Consider the following 18,834-nt stretch of genomic DNA (forward strand, 5'->3'; position numbering starts at 1 on the left):
TTATATGAAATCAAGATATACAGTTTGGGTATATCTAAACGACTTCTCAAGCCTGGAGTGCAGTAATCATGATGAGTAACCGCTTTAAACGATTAGACCTTAATTTACTTAAGGTATTGAAAGTATTAATTGAGGTAAAAAATACTCGAAAGGCTTCAGAGCTTCTGTTTACAAGCCAACCCTCTATCAGTCGGTCACTACAAAAGCTACGTGAGTACTTTGACGATGAGTTGTTTATTCGCTCCCAACACGGCTTAGAACCCACTTCTAAATTGCTTGAAATTAAGCAGACCTTGTTACCGGTGTTGTTGCAGTTAGAACAAGTACTTGAACCAAAGTCTGAGTTTGATGTTGCTCAGTTTGATGGCACTGTGAACATCGCCATTAATGGCTTTATTGCTAACAGCATCTCGGCAAAGCTAACTCAGATATTGTTAGCGCAAGCTCCTAAGGTCAAAGTGAATATTGTGGATTGGGGCGCGAATACTCTGGATTTACTCACCTCTGGTGAGGTTGATTTAGGTGTCAATTATTACCCATTAGAATTATCCAAACAGGTATACCAGAAACGTATCGCAAGCGATGATTTTGTCTTGGTATGCCGCACTGGGCATCCACTTGCCAACACGCTTTTGCAAAGTGACCAGCAAGAAACCTTGCAATTAGCGAGCTTGGTGGTCAGTGATTGGAACGACAATATTGCGTTAGCACCGAACGTGTTAGCCGATGTTGGCATCAATACTGAGGTAAAAATACGTTCGACTTACTTACACAGCTTATTATCTATAGTGAAGCAGAGCGACGTATTATTCCCATGCTCAAAGCTACTGGCCAATTCGCTTTCAAATGAATTTTCTTTTGTGCAGTTTCCTCACATGCCCAACATGCCAAATGGCGATATTGGCATGACTATCGGGCGTAAACATCGCAATCAACCGAAGATGCGCTGGTTGGAATCGTGTATCGAAGAGGTGTTCAAAGAGTAGTTATATGTAGTTCTGAAAAGTAGAAACAAACAAGCATGACCCTTACTGGTGATTGGCCTCTGTCATCGCCGTTTCAATCAAATCCAGCAACCATTTATATTTAGCTGAGTGCTGGTTTTTCTTATGAAAATAAGCGAACACCTCCATCTCCTCGGTTCCCTCTTCCAATCCCTCAATTGCGATTGAGCGCAAGACACCTTTATGTTGTTCAATCACCGGAGGCATGCAAGGTGCGATAATGTTGGAGTACTTGATCGTTTCAATTAACCCAACGATGGAAGTCGTTCGCAGTGCCATGTTAATCGATTTACCTTGGCTTAAGACTTCCTCTTCCAATCGAGAATGTTTGTTTTGGTCGAAATAAGCAAGGTCAACATGAGCAAATGGGAACGACAACAAATCATCAATCGTCGCGATGGATTCCTCGAAAGGATGATCTTCTCTTACTGCCAATACAAACTTTAAGGTCACCAGAGGTACGGCAATGATCTCAGCAGGCAAATTCTTAGCTTCGAAGTGAATGACAAAATCAATCTCGTCACTCTTAAGTCTTTCTAATGAATTTTGGGAACTCGTATGACTGATCAGTCTTGAAAGTGGACTTTCTACTGATAGCTGATGAAACAGAGCGGGAGTCAACCAAGGCAAGACATGAGGATTCGCCTCTATCTTAAAATCTTCACTGAGGTCCGCGGGATTAAACTGTTTTCCTTCTTCTATCGCCGTAACCAATCCATCTAATAGCGGGAAAACGCGTCGATACAGGTCGTCTGAATAAGGTGTTGGCAAAAACTGCTGATGAGACAGGACAAACAATTCTTCACCTAAGGATTCCTTGAGCTTCTTGATGCTTTGGCTAACCGCTGGTGTCGAGACAAACAACTTCTCAGCCGCTTTTCTCAAGCTCTTCTCCTGATACACCACCACAAACACTTTCAATAAGTTCAGATCGACATTATTAAGTTTCATGAGACACCATAAAGCATTGCTTAACGAATGGTTAAGTTTATATGAATTAACTTAACAAAGTCCACTTTGTATAGTTATCCCACCTTCACGAAGTACACGGATGTAGTGAGATAACTCTATGAGGCAGCTATGTTATTACAACGTTCGATCCTTTCTCTAACCCCTCTTTTGTTAGCTAGCGGTGCTATCGCTGAAGAAACAGAAGTTCAAGATATGTCAGACCCATTAGCGGTCTACACACAAGCAGGCTTCGGCTACACCGACAAGGGCTTAAACCTAAAAGTTGGGCAAACCTACGACACGGGCAGTGATACCACTATGGGCATGAATGTGTTCGAAATCAAAGGTATCGCTGGTGAGGCGATTGGTTGGAGCGGGCGAGGTGCAGACGACAGTATTGATTCCTTCCGCTTTAGAAACTTCGGCGTAGACCTAACTAATGGCCGAGGCTCGCAAGTTGATATGTCTTGGGATTTCGATAACAACCAAGGCAGCGCGTCTTACAGCTTTATTCAAGCTTTACCACAAATGGGCATGTTTAACTTCTACCCGCTCGCTGGTGTCGGTATCGCAGCAGGTGAAGAGTTGGTTAAAGGCGAAGGAGGCGATCTCGATGCCGATCAACTTCGCGACCGCTACAACATGCACGGTACTTTCTACGTCGCAGGTATGTACGCCAAGATGCAACTGACTGACAAGATTTGGCTGAACTATAACCCAATGTATTTAGGCACAATGTCGGGGTCTTCAACGTTCAAAGATTTTGGCTTTGAGGGCAGTGACTCAGTACTCGCGCATGAATTTGCAGCGAGCTATCAAATCAATCCAAGAGCCAACGTTCGTTATTTCGCAAACTGGACAGAAAACACAAGTATCGAAGACGGCGATCACCGTATCGAATTTAACTACCAATTTTAAGTAGTGATTTCGGCTTTAACGAGCTGGTTTCGCTTGAACGAATAAGTTTAAGTTTTGAGGACACATTATGAACATGATATCTAAAGCCCTTGCCAGTACTTTCACACATCCACTGCGATCAACAGCGATGCTCGTTTCTATAACAGCCTTGTTTTCAGCAACGGCGATTGCTGGAAACGATAACCCAACAGAAACCCTTCAAACACGTGCGGGAGACTTCACCTTCGAAACCGACTTTCTTCATGGTATTCCAACACAAGAAAGCTCAGCAAAACTGTTCGAACTAATGGACTATCAACGCGCGTCACAAGCTTACATTTGGTCAGTGCCTTTGGTGTCAAACTACGCATGGAAACAAGCCTATGCAGACATGGGGGCAGAAGATGGTCAAATTACTTATGTTGAGTCTCATGAATCTAAGCTAGGCGGCTTAACTTACAACACCTCTACGCCTTACGCGATTACTTGGTTTAACGTAGAAAAAGAGCCCGTTGTTATAGAAATCCCCACAGATGAACTGCGCGGCGCAGTACACACCATGTGGCAGATCGGAATTTCTCAGATGACCGAGCCGGGCGTCTACGTGGTAAAAGCCAAAGGGTCTGAGACACCGAGTAATCTGCCAAAAGGCGCTCAGGTTTTTGAGTCAGACACCAACTATGTTTTCTTTGGCGTTCGCTTAATGGCAGAGTCCGACCAGCAACGTATGAAAGACTTAGAGGCCCTGAAAATTACCAACCTCAACGGAAAGCCACTGAGTGATAACGGCGTAAACTTCCCTGAGCGTGGTGAAGATGCCAAACACCCAAGAGGCATGGCATTTTGGAATACGTTGAATGAAGCCATTCAAGCTGAGCCAGTAGCAGAGCGTGATCGCATGATGCACGACATGCTACGTCCCTTGGGTATTGAGAAAGGTAAGACGTTTGAACCATCAGGTCAGCAGCGTGAGATTTTAGAACAAGCTGTAGTGATGGGGGAAGCTATGGTTAAGAATATCGACTTCAACAAAACAGAACGCTTGCCACACGCAGCTTACGGTAAGGAAGGCAACTTTTGGGAAGTAGCGACGGCTTCAACACCAAACCAAGATCGTTACTACGGTATGGATCTCGATGGACGCGCAGCATGGTTCTACGAAGCTGTAACTAACGACGTAGCAATGCACGGTTTTGAGAATGGCGGTTGGGGCCAGATCTATCTAGACAACTACCGCGATGACAGTGGTAAGGGGCTTAATGGCAGCAACCACTACACTCTGACTCTGGATGGTGATGTAAACTTCGCGGATCTGTTCTGGACAATCACTATTTATAACGTTGAGAACCGCGCCATTATCGACAACGACATTGAGCGTGCAGATGTAGGTTCAAACATCGAGGGAACGGTCAAAGACGCACAAGGCAATTACACCTTCCACTTCTCGCCAACTAAGCCAGCAGGTGTGAATGAAGCTAACTGGGTGCAAACACGAGAAGACGAAAACTGGTTTGTTTACTTCCGTGCATACTCACCAAGTAAAGCATTTGTAGCGCAGCAGCCAGAAACCTTATTGCCTAACTTCAAGCGTGTGGATTAATCGCCTATAAGAAAATTTCATCAGGAACAATTATCAAGTTAGATGAAGTAATAAAAACAAGAAGAGGAGCCTAGTTGCTCCTCCTCTTGTTAGCTCCTTTATATTTTTAGCCTTTATATGTACAGAGAGACAAGCTCATCAAAAGTTTTCCGATTCTTACAACAATCCCATGATTTAAATAGAGAAAAGAGGTATACATAATGATGTATTATCTAAATTACTGAAATTATCATGACGCTCAAAGAGATCCTTAAAATTCCCAATGTCCGCTACTTCTTGATGTTCAGAAGCAGCTACTTTGCGCGTTTTTATTACCCTATTTTCACCCTACTCTATTTAGATTACGGATTAACCCTCTCTCAGTTTGCCATGCTAAACGTAGTTTGGGCGGCGACCATCGTGCTTGCAGAAGTACCATCAGGGGCGTTCGCCGATACCTTGGGTCGCAAAAAGCTTGTAGTGCTGTCTTCGATTGTCATGTTCATTGAGATCGCGATGATCGCGCTAGTGCCGACTGGAGACGCAAATCTTGTCTTCATTGTTTTTCTGGTTAACCGGATATTAAGTGGCTTAGCGATGGCGTTGGCCAGTGGAGCCGACGAGGCATTGGCTTACGACACCTTGAAAGAGCAAGGTAACGAAGAGTTATGGCCGCGGGTGTTACAAATCCAGCTTCGTGTCGCGTCTAGTGTGGGGATCTTTGTCACCTTGATTGGTGCTGCGATGTACGACGTGAATTTTATGACGAACATCTTTCATGCTCTCGGATTAGCAGAGCCAGAAAGCACCAAAGACCTCATGCGCATCCCTGTTTTCGCTACTCTGTTTGTCGCTATGATCGCCATTTATGCCGCGGTTAACATGCGCGAAGAGAAAAAGGTGATGCCAAGCGATCAAACCAAATTAGCAACCACCATCGCCAGCCTTAAATTAACGGCTGACACAGGTAAGTGGGTACTTGCTACGCCTTACGTGCTGTTCATCTTGCTGTACTACAGCCTGTTCGAACACACCTCGAGAATGTTCCTAACCATGAACAGCCAATACTATCTCGCGATCGATATTCCTATCATCTACTTCGGTTTTATTGGCGCGGGGATCAGTTTACTCAAAATCATCTTGGCGGGACAAAGCCGTAGATTGGCAGAAAGCATCGAGCCTAAAACCTTCATTGTGGTCATGGGGTTAGCGAGCATGGCGACCTACTATTGGACCAGTTTAGGTTGGTCGATTTATGGCGTGATTCCCGCGTTGGTGCTGATCTTTATCATCATGACGATGAACATATTCATTAGCTACCACCTGAACAAAAAGACGGAATCACACAACCGAGCGACCGTTCTCAGCTTCAAAGGCCTGATGTTTAACCTTGGGTATGGCTTGATCGGTATTTTGTATGCTTATTACTACAAGTTGGTCTCTAATAATTACACAGAGCAAGAGATAGAACAGAACCTCGCCTTCCTAGCATCGCTATCTTCGTTCTGCTACTACTTCGCTTTATTGTTCGTTTTGATTAGCGCGTTGTTCTATTTCAAAAACAAAAAACAGCCAATCTTTTGAAGAAAACGTCGATTTTTTCAAGAACGCTCTAATACCGAATAGAGAGTAAAAGTGAGCCTCTGGCTGTAAATAGACTATGTCGCTTCTTATCATGTGATTTTTTGTTAGTATCATCATCAAATTACATCACACATGGAAGCGTCATGTCTTTTAGTTGGATCGCCTTTACTCTTCTCGCAGCCTTTAGCCAATCTTGGCGCAATGCCTTTCAAAGCAAACTCAGTGGCACCATGAGCGTGGCTGGCGTGACGTTGGCGCGTTTTATTTGGGCTGGCCCAATAGCCCTTATTTACCTCTACACCCTCTATCAATGGCAGCCTGTAGCTATCCCCGACTTTTCGGGTGAATTTGTTTTCTATATTGTTGCTGCCGCCATTATGCAGATCCTCGCGACCGGCTTAATGGTGATGCTGTTCAAGCTAGAAAACTATGCGATAGGCGCTGGGTTAGCCAAGTGTGAAGCTCCTGTTTCTGCGGTGCTCTCCGTGTTGTTTTTTGGCACCGCATTAACAGTGACAGGTTGGGTCGGCGTACTTATTGGTACTTTAGGCGTGCTAATCATGAGTAGCGCTTCTGGCTGGCGAAGCTTGTCCCCGAAAGTGTTCTTGTTAGGTATGGCGTGTAGCACCGCCTTTGCTTTAACGTCTCTTTGGGTACGTGAAGCTAGCTTGAGCATTGGCTTACCCTTCCCTCACAGCGCAGCGTGGGTGCTGTTCCTAGTTATTTCCCTTCAAACAGTGATTATCTGTACGTACCTCTTTTTCAGAGAACGCGACACGTTACACCAGATATTCAAGAAGTCGAGATTGGTGGTGATGACAAGCTTAGCCAGTGTGATTGGTTCTCTTGGCTGGTTTAGTGCGATGTCACTTCAAGCCGTGCCTTATGTGAAAACGTTGGGACAAGTTGAGGTGGTCTTTATGGTGTTGATATCTTACTTCTGGTTGGGGCAAAGCATCGCGCGCAAAGACATTGTTGCGCTCATCTTACTCTCTATCGCAGCAGTATTAGTGATGTGGCAATGAGTAAGTTTCTCAATGCTTGGGCGTTGGCAAATAATACCCGAACAAAATATTCATCCACAGTATAAATCTTACCGTGGCATAAAATGATAAGAACGACCGCCACATAATTTTTATAGTGCTCGTATCAGCTATTAATCATAACCCAATAGGATACAGCCCAATGAAAACGCTCGCTCAAATCGCACTAGCAACGATCTTTTTTACAACCTCAATGATGGTATTCGCTGAACCCGCGACGATAAACCAATCCCAATCAAAAACGGCAACCACAACTGTGAAACATGAAGCAATGACTGTAACGTTAACTGATAAACATTTTACGTCTGCAGAAGAAACTGAAGCCACTGCCTCACAGACTTTAACGCAAAGCCAAAAAACAGACTCAGCGCCACAGCCAACAATATAATGGCTGTATCAAAATAGTGGCGGGGCAAACTAACGCATAAAGACCTGTCATCATCAGGCAGTGACGAGCTCGTTAATATGGCTAGGACAAATTGAAGTCATATTGCGACCGTTTGTTTTCGCTTGATACAACGCTTTGTCGGCTCGACTAATAAACCCATCCCAATTCTCATGTGGGTGAAGCTGAGCGACACCGAAACTCGACGTCAGAAACATCTCTTTTCCTTGCACGGCTGAGATCTCTGAAATAGACAATCGCAGCTTACAAGCAATAGCCTGTGCTTGTAGGAAATTGACATTGGGTAATAAAATCATTATCTCGTCTCCGCCAAAACGGAACGCGCTGGCTGTTGGCGATGTTTTTATCGCACTTTGAACCATTTCAGCAAAAGACTTGATCACGAGATCACCCACAATGTGTCCGTGTTGATCATTGATCGACTTAAAATTATCAATATCCATCATAATGGCACTGACAGGCGTAGTACCCGCCTGCTTCATGATGACTGGAACCATTTCATCTAATGCTCTGCGGTTTCCAAGTGCCGTTAAAGGATCACTGTAAGACAGGTCATGAATAGACCTAAGTAACCTTGCATTAATCAACCAGAGCATCGTGAAGCTCATCGATACGATAAGAACAATACTGACTAAAAAGGCAAGTTGATGAATAAGTGCGGCCGCCATGAAATCCTCCAGCTCAGCTGAAAATAACGTCACCGTTACTCGGAAAACCATAAACCCGCCATATATCAAAAATGACAAGGCCATCATCCGAGTTGCTAAGGTTAAGTCATCGCGTTGACCCTTCAATACCGCAAAGGCAGTACAAACAGTCACAAAGGCCAAATAGAAACTAATGAGGATGATTCGAGCCTTGATGGAAGGTTCGTAGTACGTAAAATAAATAAAACATGGCAAAAGAGCCAACATCATCAGACTACTTAGGTAGGTGCATTTTAGGGAATATTCTCGAAACAGGCATAAGCTATACAAAGCGAGATGAAAGCCAAGCGCAATGACCATGTTGGCGCCAATAACAGTGATCCAATCAGGGAGTTCCCCTCTTAGGCTCAACATCAACGGCCCACTTCCGATAACAAATATTGAAATGGAAAAAATTGAAAGCCCTTTAATGGACTGTTGGGTAAATTGGAACAGCAACAAGCCAATGCAGTAAATGAAAGAGAACAAAATAATAATAAAATTAAGTGTTCTCATATCCAGCGAAAAACCATCCATGATTTACTCTCTTCCCTAAGCCAATTAAATTATAACATGGTCAATAGTTATCGAAATCATAAATTTATTCACTATATGAATCATTACACTTTGTAAAATAGGGGATGTGTCACATATGGGGAGATCGGTATCGCATGAGTCCATGATATGGATAGGTATGTAAAACTCGCCCCATATGGCTTTATAACATCACTGAATCTACACGCTTCTTCACTCGTTACTTGGTTGAATGACGACTGTCTGGCATTATGCGCTCAAGAAATCTGTAGTTATTACGCGGTACAGAATGAATGAAGGTAGTCAGTGGTAGAAAACAGCCAACAATTAAGTAGCCAATACGACGAACATGGTTACTTTGTTATCAGAAATTATTTCAATGAAGCTCAAATTGCATCGCTAAGAAAAGTCGTGCTGAAATTCCATGAATCATGGAAAGCAGACAACGAAGAATTCTATCAAGAAGAAGCATTTAACTCGTCTTTGATTACGGGAAGTGAGTATTTGCCAACCGAAGATAGACGCGTACTTTTCAACTTCATCAGCTCAAAAAAAGTCATGGAAGTGGTCGATGCGGTGATTCCGAACAAACCGGCATTCATGAATACACAGCTGTTCTTCAACCCAGTAAACCCGCAGCAAAAAGACTTCTGGCATCGTGACTGTCAATACGACTACGACATTGATGACCAGATGAAAGTCATCATGGAAACCCAGGTATTGCATCTGCGAGTGCCCCTTTTTGATGAGCCAGGTATGGAGCTTATCCCCGGAACACATAAGCGCTGGGACAACGAAGAAGAGTACAATGTTCGCCAAGAAGAAAACGGCAAAGTGAGCAGCGATGACATATCTGGCGGTAAGCAAATACCATTAGCAGCCGGGGACTTATTGGTGTTTTCAGCGGATATGATCCACCGAGGCCGTTATGGCTTGGATCGTTTAGCTTTGGATATTTTGATCTTCGATTCGGCGGCAGACTATGTCGACTACGTTGATGACGACTGTTTACCAACACCAGCTATGTTGAGCAATATTAGCGACCCAAGATTGTTTATGAACACGCTACACTTAAAATCAATGCAGTACTCATAATCCATAAAGGTACCGGAACTATGACTGACACTAAGCAAAATACCCGAATTAGCCAGTTCCGTTTCGGTCAGCCAAAAGAATCTCTCAAGTTAGAACATGTCGCTTTAGGGGCACTAGACAAAGATAAAGTTCGAGTACAAATTGAAGCGACTAACATCAACCCTAGTGATCTGTTGTCGATTTATGGTGTGGGCCAATACAAACATAGCCACCAGCCGCCGAGAGTACCGGGGTTTGAAGCGGTAGGAAGGGTTATCGAGTCCAGTCATGCAGAGTTTGCAGTGGATCAGCGCGTGCTTGTGGCAACCAGTGGAACATGGCAGAACTATGTCGATGTATCACCAGATGACCTGTTCCAAATTCCTCAGCATCTAGAAAATGGCTACGCCTGCCAGTTGTACATTAATGCGCTAACCGCATGGGTGTTGACGACAGAAGTGGCTAAGCTGACCCAAGAAGATGTGTTGATCATCAACGCAGGCAGCTCTGCCATCGGTAAGATCTTCTCCCAGTTATCAGTATCACTCGGCTTCCAAATCATTGTCGTTACATCACAGCCGACACAATACCCAACCACTTCCAGTTGGGTGTTAGATGCGAACGCTAATCTAGTTTATCAAATTAAGGCGTTAGACTTACCTATGCCAACCGTTGCCTTTGATGCGATTGGCGGTTCACCCGGAACCGATCTTATTCACACCCTTGGCAACAATGGGCGCTTTATCAACTATGGGACGTTGTCGCTGGATTTTTACGAGCCACGCTTCTTTGAATACGCGAAAAGCCAACACATCGATTTCAGTACCTTCTTCTTACGTTATTGGGAAGAAGCGGAAGGTAAAGATGTTCGCCGTGATAAGTTCACGACCATGCTAGATCACTTCATCACAAACGACATTCAGCTCGACATTGACCGCTATCTGCCATTCGATGAAGTGCAAACCGCGATTGATCTCATTGAATCGAAAACCATACGCTTGAACGGCAAGATCATATTACAGCCACAGTAAGTGAAAGTTGGACGATATACCTTGTTTATCTCAACAGGCAAGACGTTCAACAGCTTACAAACGTGCTTATTAATACACCAACGCATAGAAAGTTTGATCAAAGAATTCGGAGTATTAAAAGATAGCGAAGAGTTGTAGTGAGTTTCATCGTAACTTAAGTGGTTACGAGATAGTCATGAATCACATTTATTTGAAACACCAGTAAGTTACATCACCATAAATATGACACTGATCACCCATAAGGTAATCTCGATTCTATATGGTAGCGTCATACTTAAAACCACGATGTGAACATACTTATGAAAAGACACATACTATCAAGCGCCATCCTACTCTCTCTAGCCTTTCCGACCTTTGCAGCTGATGGCGACATACACGATGTCACGATACTGGGTACTTCAGATATCCACGGTCATTTTATGGCGTGGGATTACGCGGCAGATAAACTCAACACTCGTGGTAGCTTGAGCCAAATCGCGACCAAGGTTGGTGAGATCCGCAAAGAGCAATCTAACATTATCCTTGTCGACGCTGGCGACACCATCCAAGGCAACTTCGTAGAAACCTTCAAAGACGAGCCCGTTGATCCAATGATGCTTGGCTTTAATCACATGAAATATGATGTGTGGGTTTTAGGTAACCACGAATTCGACTTTGGCCTTAAAACGCTCAACAGAGCCGTTACCCAATTTAAAGGGCAGTCTCTCGGCGGCAACATCAAGAACAAAAACGGAAATCCATTCTTACCGGGTTACACCATTCTAGAACGCGGTGGCATTAAGATCGGCGTGATCGGAATGGATACCCCAATGACGGAGGTCTTTGCGCAAGGTACCAACCGTTTAGAAGGCGTCACTTTCACTAATCCAACCTTGGAAGTGAAGAAAATCGTCAAAGAGATTGATGATAAAGTGGATGCTATCGTATTGGTTGCCCATATGGGGATTGAGAACGAGAATGACATTGCCGACACCGGTGTCACAGACATTGCCAACGCAAACCCAGAGCTTGATGCCATTGTTGCTGGCCACATGCACACTCGCATCGATAAGGCCGTTGTGAATGGCGTTATTATTACTGAGCCCGACAAATATGGCCGAGCCCTATCTCGTATCGATCTTCAATTTGAAGAGCGCGATGGCACATTCACTCTCGTCAACAAAGACAGCTTCACTTATAAAATCAAAGGTATCGATTCTGATGAGAATATGGACGAGCTATACCAGCCTTATCATAAACAACTCCGAGAAATGGCGAATCGACCTGTCGCTCAGCTTACCGGCGTTGATTTAGTCCCTGAAAACGAAATCCGCGGTATCCCTCAAGTCCATGTTCAAGACACAGGCATCAGTGCGCTATACCAAGAAGCGAGCTTCTTCTATGCACCTAAAGCCAATGTCATCGCACTTCAAATAGACAATGACAATGCAGAGCTCGATGTTGGCCCAATCAAAGCCAAAGACATCGCGTACAACTACCAATATGCAGGTGGCGAAATCACTGTCTACCAGATGACAGGCAAAGAGTTAAGAACCTACATGGAATGGTCTGCGGGCTACTTCAACTCAGTACAACCTGGCGATGTGACCTACAGCTTTAACCCTGAACGTAGAGCTTCAAAATATTCGACCAATGACTTCTTCGCGGGCGTAACTTATACCATCGACCTCACTCAGCCTGCAGGTACACGCATCACCAACCTCGCGTTTGCTGATGGCACACCGGTAAAAGATGAAACAGAAATCCGCATTGGTATGAATAGCTATCGAATGGGTCATCTAACCAAGCAAGGCGGCGTGCTAGAGGGTGAATCGTTCCCTGTACTCTTTGATACTGAAGCCGAGTATGGAGAAGAAGCAGGCACAATCCGTAATATGACCATCAAGTATCTTAAAGAAGAAAAGAACGGCCAGTATGAAGGCAAACCTCAGCAGCGTTGGGCACTTTCTGGTTTAGAAAGCCGCTACAACGAACAGCGTGAGATCGTAAAGTCATTGATTAATGATGAAACCATATCAATCCCAACCAGTGACGATGGCCGCTACACAAACATCGCTTCTATCAACGTGAAAGAGCTGATGTTCAAATCTGACGAAGCCAAACAAACAGCCATAACCACACGCGAAAAGAAACTGGCGCAGGCAACTGAGCAAGAGAGTAAGCAAATCAAACGCGAAATCACTCTGATCAAAGCGCTCAATTAAGCTCTGACCTCAAACCAATAACGACTTAACGACGCTTAGAGCGTGGTTAAGTCGTTGATTGTGTTATCTTGCGCTCGTTTTAGAGTCCCGATTAGACAATTTATATTTGATATTTAAAACGTTTAGGGAAATCTATACATCAAATATTTATCGCAATAAATAAGCTATATGATAAAGCGGCACTAGACTCACCTATACCCTAACTATGCCATAATATTTTTCTGTAACATCAACCAAATCTTGGGCCTTATTGAGTAAATCTATAAAATTATTCTCGTACTTTTGTAGAGTATCTTTTTCACACCAATGCCACATTGCAGGAGGATAGTTCGTCACATCTTCAATCAAACTACAACGTTTTAACTCATAGAGCGCCTCTAAGTATTCTGGTTCAAAATTTATGGCTAAGACTTCAACAAGTGAAATTTCCTTAATCAAACCATCAACTAAGAAATGCTCTAACGCTTGAATATTATTCATCATTATACCGGGAGTAGCGGTACTAACAGGTGAATCAGACTGAACACGTGCAATCTTTAGTTGGGGAGAAACTAGTGATATAGAAGGGATTACTCTTTCATCACATCTTATTACTTGACCATTTAGTCTCAGTAAAAAATAACGAATTTTGAAGCTAAGATTTCGTGTGGTTTTAATACAGCTTTGTGCGTTTCTCCTGCGCTTTTCATCTGCAGGTAAATAGACAGTTAAAATGTAGAATAAAAGACCAGAAAGAAAAGATAGTGATAAATTAACCAAAATCGATACTAATGCAGCCCCACCTTTAAACAACTCAGTTGTTTCGCTAAATATAAACTCGAACGCTAACAATAAACAAGCGCTTACTACAGCAAGGATTGAAATGATGGAATGTAGCTTAATAAACCTGATCATACTAACTTCTCAATATTTCATTATTTAAACTTATGTTTTTAATCAGTATTTTAAACCAAAAAAATGCGCATGAATACTTGCTTCCTTGCAAAGGACATCTAAGCATCGAGCCTGCTTTACATACATTAACTCACAAAGTAACAGGAACGATTTAGAGAAATACCAACCCACCCCACCTTCATAAATAAAACGTTTAATAAGTTGAGCTACGATTTATTGCACTTAAACGAGATCACGAACCATCTAACGATAAATCCAAAAGCCTCCATAGTGACTCTAAGCTCCCACCACCAACTGTATTCTCCCTCTCACTGATCTATTTCCCTCTTTTTGAAGTACAAGTTATTAATAATTCGATATAAATCGCTCTATTGTTTGAAATTGTTGTCTACAGTTTTATAGAGCTTGCCGTTTTGGTAATTGCCACAAGTAACGACACCTTTTGATGGTAATTTTTGGTTATAAGGAAAGGAAATGGAAAGCCCAATTGTCACACTCACACATGCCATCAAAAGCTTTGTTGATGGTAAAGATATCCATCACGTGTTGGACAATGTCGACTTCGCTTTGGCGACAAGGGCAAGCGTGGCTTTAACAGGGGCGAGTGGCAGTGGGAAGAGTACTCTGCTGAACATCATTGCGGGCTTTGAACCTCTATCTGGTGGCGAGTTGTGGCTCGATGGCGAAAATACATTAAATTGGAAAGATCCACAGTGGAGCCGATTCCGCCATCAAAAATTAGGCGTTATCTTTCAACAGTTCAACTTGTTAACCCCACTCAACGTAAAACAAAACATCGCCTTCCCTCTTCATTTAAATCAACAGAAATGGAGCGACTGGTGCGACTATTTAGTTGATGCATTGGGTATCAGCGAGCTACTCGAAAGACATGTATCCGCACTCTCTGGCGGTCAGCAACAACGAGTCGCAATAGCGCGTGCACTAGCACACAAACCCAAACTACTGCTTGCCGACGAACCCACAGGCAACCTCGACCACAAAGCAGGTATTGAGGTAATGAAACTGCTCAGTGAAATTACCACGCAAGGCAACACTGCCGTGCTTTTGGTTACGCACAGCCCAGAATGCGCCAGCTTTATGCAGACAAAATTGGTGTTAGATGATGGTTGTTTGAAGAACGCAGATCGAACCCAAGCCAAAGAGCAGCAACTTTGTGAGTAATCCAATGAAGCAAACTGGCTTCGCTCAGAACCAGCTCACCCATACCAAACTGACTCTGAACCTATTCGCGGCACACTATCGCCAATCACCATTGCAAGCCGCAGCGATTCTGATCGGCATTGTGTTAGCGGTCACCTTGTTTGTCGCGGTGCAAGCCATTAACCTCAATGCCAAGCGCAGTTATGCAGAATCGACCGAGCAACTTAGCGCTCAAGCTCAGAACCTTATCATTCCACCAGCAGGGCAAAACTATTTATCAGAATCGCTTTACTTCAACTTAAGACAAAGTGGATTAAGCACAGCGCTGCCCGTGATTGAAGGACGAGTAAGAGACGAACAAGGCCGACGCTGGTCAGTTCAAGGCAGTGAGCTAATCGCCGCCCTCACTTCAAGAGCTCGCCACTCTCGCATCGACGAAAAAAGCAATACTCAAACCAAAGAGCCAAACATTTCCCTGTTCGACAATGCCTTACCTTTGCCGCAACTCTTATCGGGTGAACCCATTGTGATGATGAGCCAGTCGCAACACCAGAACTTGGGAGAAGTAGACACACTCACTTTGGATGAAGTGCTCACCAAAGTCGTGGTATTGCCAGATGAATGGCAGCTCGGTAGCCGAATGTTGATGGATATTGGGTTCGCTCAGCAACTGCTTAACAAGCAAGGGCAACTGAGCTATATCGCTATTTTTGACACTAAGAGCGACACGAACAGCAATACTCAGGATAAATGGCAAAGCCTTATTGGCAAGCAAGGGCAATGGATACCCAACAACCAAAGCACGGATCTCGGTTCAATTACCGATAGCTTTCACCTTAACCTCACCGCCATGAGTTTGTTAGCGTTTTTGGTTGGCCTGTTCATCGCTTACAATGGTGTGAAGTACAGTTTGCTGAAACGTAATCGACTGTTGGTGCAAATCCAACAAGCCGGGATTGCACCAAGCATCGTATTTTCAGCTCTGTTAGTCGAGCTGATTCTTTTAGTCACACTGGGCGCTTCGCTTGGATTCATTCTCGGTATTCAACTCAGCCATTGGCTGCATCCCACCGTCGCGATAACGCTTGAGCAACTTTATGGTGCAACACTGCTGCCCGGCACATGGCAGTGGCAATGGTTAGTGCAGGCACTATTACTCACGTTGGCCGCAACGCTTATTGCTTGTTGGCAGCACTTTAAACAGCGGGTGCGACAACCACTCTCCTCCCATGGCGGTTTCTATCAAGCGCCGGAAACGTCTAACGAAAATCAGCTGTTTGTCATCGGGGCAGTATTAACCATTCTCGCGTTAGCAGGGTTATGGCTGAGCGAACACCATCGGTTCACTATGGCCTGGCTCGGTGTGTTAGTGGTGTCGATTCCCTTGTATCTACCGAAAACCCTAAGTGTGCTAGCGAGTTGGAGCGAAAAGCGCGCCCAATCAGGCTTAATACAATATCTGTTTGCTGAACTGCGTGAGCTGATCTCCCCTCTTTCCCTTGCCATGATGGCGCTGCTTCTTGCTGTTACCGCCAATATGGGAATGAATACCTTAGTCGGCAGTTTTGAATCCACGTTAAAGCAATGGCTTGAACAGCGCTTACATGCCGATATTTACGTTAGCCCTGCCCAAGGTGAAATCGCGAATGTAGAGCGCGCGTTAGAGCAGTTTGAAAATGTTGGAACCGTTTATAAGCAATATTATGTCGACGATAACTTGCAGGGCTTACCTACTTTGCTCGGCACTAAAGACAAAGACACACTTGAGCAAACCATGGTGTTCCAATCCCACGTTGATGATTTCTGGACGCGCTTTTACCAAGGTGAATTCGTGGCGATCAGCGAACCTACAGCGGTGAAGCTCGGCTTGTCCCTTGGAAGCCTACTAAAGCTCGACGCGATCCAAGACAAAACACTCATCGTCGGGGCGATTTTCCACGATTACGGCTCACCGAATGGCGAAGTGTTGCTTGCACCTGATTTATGGCTTGAAAGCGGCTTTACTGACCTACCCACTAGCTTGGGGATCAAAGTCTCTGGCGACCCACAAGTGATGTACGAACAACTACGCCAACAACTCAATTTGCACCCTAGCCAGCTTTACGATCAAGCGCAGATCAAATCGATCGCTTTAGATATATTCTCACAAACTTTTGCCATCACTCGGGCGCTTAATGGCGTCACATTAATGGTGGCGGTGATTGGGTTGTTCTGCGCCTGTTTCATGTTGCTCGACGCACGCAAAGCCGCTATTGCAAGGTTGTATGCACTCGGTGTTAGTCAGCGAAAACTGATGGCGATGGTGGTCGGGCAAATCATAGTTCTGGTCACCTTTACTCTGATTATCGCCTTACCACTCGGTGCGATGGTGGGCTACGTGTTAACAGACATCGTTACCCTGCGTGCATTCGGTTGGAGCTTAAATTACCAGTGGAATTGGAGCGATGCGCTCAGCATTTCCTTCATCACGATTGTTGTAGCTGTGATTGCGACACTCATCCCCCTATGGCGCTTGGTCAGTAAACCTGTGGTATCTAGCTTACAAAGTGAGGTATTGTGATGAACATTGATATGAAGAGTAAATTAATCAAACTGTCTGTTCTCTTACTTAGCCTACTGTCTCTATGGGGTTGTGACAAAGCCGATCCAAATTCCGCTCAAAACATGGGTTCAATACTTGGAGGTAACAGTGAGCAAAAACAGAATGATCAATTCACTCCCGTAGTTAGAGGCGTAGACATCACTTTCCCTGCAGACCACCAAGCGCACCCGAGCTTTCGCCATGAATGGTGGTACTTAACCGCTAACCTCACTGATGAAAATGGCAATGAACTGGGCGTGCAATGGACACAGTTCCGCTTTGCCGCAGCGCCAGAAGATAACGCCGAACAAAGCAAGCTAACCGCATGGCAAAGCCACCAGATCTATATGGCGCATAGTGCTGTCACCACCGAAGACAAACATTATGCCGATGAAAAATGGTCGCGCGATCAAGCAGAATTGGCGGGAGTTGATGCTTCACCATTTCGAGTCTATCTTGATGACTGGCAGTGGAACTCATCAAGCAATGATCTATTCCCTGCCACGTTGAACGCAAACTCAGAACAGTTTGGCTACTCGTTGACACTCACCAGCGACACTCCCTATCAAAAACAGGGTGAACAAGGCTACAGCACCAAAAGTAGCGACGGAAAAGTGGCTTCCTATTACTACAGCCAACCATTTATCGATGTATCGGGTAACGTGACGATTGATGGCGTGACCCATCAGGTTTCTGGAAAAGGCTGGATAGACAGAGAATGGAGCTCGCAGTTCTTACTCGACTCGCAACAAGGTTGGGATTGGTTTGCGCTAAGGCTGAGTGATGAAACCAGCTTGGTGGTGTTTCAACTTCGCAACTCAACAACAGGCAAAGCCAGTTACTCCCATGCGAGGTTGATGAATCAAGATGGCTCCGGCATCACGATTAAGCAGCAAGACATCAGCTTAAGCGCCATCAAGCAAACGGAAATCGATGGGCGTGACTACCCAACAGAGTGGCAAGTTTCGATTCCAACGCAACAAATCGAACTGACCGTCTCAGCACTCAATCCTAATTCCAAAATGCCGCTGTCAGTTCCCTATTGGGAAGGGCCAATTAAGATCAAAGGTTCTCATTCCGGCTCTGGCTATATGGAATTGACGGGATATTAAGTCGTGTATTAATAAAGGTGGAATCTAACAACAAATACATCGCGATAGCCATGAACTAAACCATTTCAACCAAAGCTTCCACAGCGAAGGCTT

At 44.5% G+C, this 18,834-nt stretch carries 15 protein-coding genes; 12 read left to right on the top strand and 3 right to left on the bottom strand.

Annotated elements, in window-relative coordinates:
• Positions 1-68: 68 nt before the first annotated feature.
• Positions 69-986, top strand: coding sequence for a LysR family transcriptional regulator (locus OC193_RS21440; RefSeq protein WP_048661065.1), 918 nt, complete (start codon positions 69-71; stop codon positions 984-986).
• A gap of 42 nt (positions 987-1,028) precedes the next feature.
• Here OC193_RS21440 and OC193_RS21445 read toward each other — a convergent pair whose 3' ends face one another.
• On the bottom strand, positions 1,029-1,955 hold the full coding sequence (locus tag OC193_RS21445) for a LysR family transcriptional regulator (RefSeq protein WP_048661064.1): 927 nt from the start codon (positions 1,953-1,955) through the stop codon (positions 1,029-1,031).
• A 129-nt stretch (positions 1,956-2,084) separates the two neighbouring features.
• Between OC193_RS21445 and OC193_RS21450 the strand changes: the two genes are divergently transcribed.
• From OC193_RS21450 to OC193_RS21470, 5 genes are all read left to right on the top strand, one after another.
• Positions 2,085-2,873, top strand: coding sequence for a hypothetical protein (locus OC193_RS21450; RefSeq protein WP_048662405.1), 789 nt, complete (start codon positions 2,085-2,087; stop codon positions 2,871-2,873).
• Between the two features lie 67 nt (positions 2,874-2,940).
• The gene (locus tag OC193_RS21455; protein ID WP_048662406.1) at positions 2,941-4,452 is read left to right on the top strand and encodes a DUF1214 domain-containing protein; all 1,512 of its coding nucleotides are present in this window, start codon (positions 2,941-2,943) and stop codon (positions 4,450-4,452) included.
• Positions 4,453-4,683: 231 nt separating this feature from the next.
• Complete coding sequence (locus OC193_RS21460) at positions 4,684-6,015, top strand: MFS transporter (RefSeq protein ID WP_048662407.1); 1,332 nt, start codon at positions 4,684-4,686, stop codon at positions 6,013-6,015.
• Positions 6,016-6,158: 143 nt separating this feature from the next.
• Positions 6,159-7,040, top strand: a complete 882-nt coding sequence (locus OC193_RS21465; protein ID WP_048661060.1) for a DMT family transporter — start codon at positions 6,159-6,161, stop codon at positions 7,038-7,040.
• Between the two features lie 160 nt (positions 7,041-7,200).
• Entirely contained in the window at positions 7,201-7,446 is a 246-nt protein-coding gene (locus OC193_RS21470) for a hypothetical protein (protein WP_048661059.1), read from the top strand.
• A 53-nt stretch (positions 7,447-7,499) separates the two neighbouring features.
• Here OC193_RS21470 and OC193_RS21475 read toward each other — a convergent pair whose 3' ends face one another.
• The gene (locus tag OC193_RS21475) at positions 7,500-8,687 is read right to left on the bottom strand and encodes a GGDEF domain-containing protein (RefSeq protein WP_048661058.1); all 1,188 of its coding nucleotides are present in this window, start codon (positions 8,685-8,687) and stop codon (positions 7,500-7,502) included.
• A 303-nt stretch (positions 8,688-8,990) separates the two neighbouring features.
• Here OC193_RS21475 and OC193_RS21480 point away from each other — a divergent pair, with 303 nt between their 5' ends.
• The 3 genes from OC193_RS21480 to OC193_RS21490 all read left to right on the top strand — a co-directional run bounded on the left by OC193_RS21480 (position 8,991) and on the right by OC193_RS21490 (position 12,993).
• A complete protein-coding gene (locus OC193_RS21480) occupies positions 8,991-9,779 on the top strand; it encodes a phytanoyl-CoA dioxygenase family protein (RefSeq protein WP_048661057.1) in 789 nt (262 codons plus the stop codon).
• 20 nt (positions 9,780-9,799) lie between these two features.
• A complete protein-coding gene (locus OC193_RS21485) occupies positions 9,800-10,789 on the top strand; it encodes a zinc-dependent alcohol dehydrogenase family protein (RefSeq protein WP_048662408.1) in 990 nt (329 codons plus the stop codon).
• A gap of 299 nt (positions 10,790-11,088) precedes the next feature.
• Complete coding sequence (locus tag OC193_RS21490) at positions 11,089-12,993, top strand: bifunctional metallophosphatase/5'-nucleotidase (RefSeq protein ID WP_048662409.1); 1,905 nt, start codon at positions 11,089-11,091, stop codon at positions 12,991-12,993.
• Between the two features lie 192 nt (positions 12,994-13,185).
• Here OC193_RS21490 and OC193_RS21495 read toward each other — a convergent pair whose 3' ends face one another.
• A complete protein-coding gene (locus OC193_RS21495) occupies positions 13,186-13,887 on the bottom strand; it encodes a hypothetical protein (RefSeq protein WP_048662410.1) in 702 nt (233 codons plus the stop codon).
• Positions 13,888-14,361: 474 nt separating this feature from the next.
• Between OC193_RS21495 and OC193_RS21500 the strand changes: the two genes are divergently transcribed.
• Genes OC193_RS21500 through OC193_RS21510 form a run of 3 tightly spaced genes read left to right on the top strand, consistent with a single transcriptional unit; the run spans position 14,362 to position 18,741 of the window.
• Entirely contained in the window at positions 14,362-15,069 is a 708-nt protein-coding gene (locus OC193_RS21500) for an ABC transporter ATP-binding protein (RefSeq protein WP_048661052.1), read from the top strand.
• A gap of 4 nt (positions 15,070-15,073) precedes the next feature.
• Positions 15,074-17,608: an ABC transporter permease gene (locus OC193_RS21505; protein ID WP_048662411.1), complete on the top strand. Its 2,535-nt coding sequence runs from the start codon at positions 15,074-15,076 to the stop codon at positions 17,606-17,608.
• Positions 17,608-18,741, top strand: a complete 1,134-nt coding sequence (locus tag OC193_RS21510; RefSeq protein ID WP_048662412.1) for a lipocalin-like domain-containing protein — start codon at positions 17,608-17,610, stop codon at positions 18,739-18,741. The genes OC193_RS21505 and OC193_RS21510 overlap by 1 nt, the downstream gene beginning before the upstream one ends.
• Positions 18,742-18,834: the final 93 nt, after the last annotated feature.

The sequence above is a fragment of the Vibrio crassostreae genome (assembly GCF_024347415.1).
Taxonomy (GTDB): Bacteria; Pseudomonadota; Gammaproteobacteria; order Enterobacterales; family Vibrionaceae; genus Vibrio; species Vibrio crassostreae.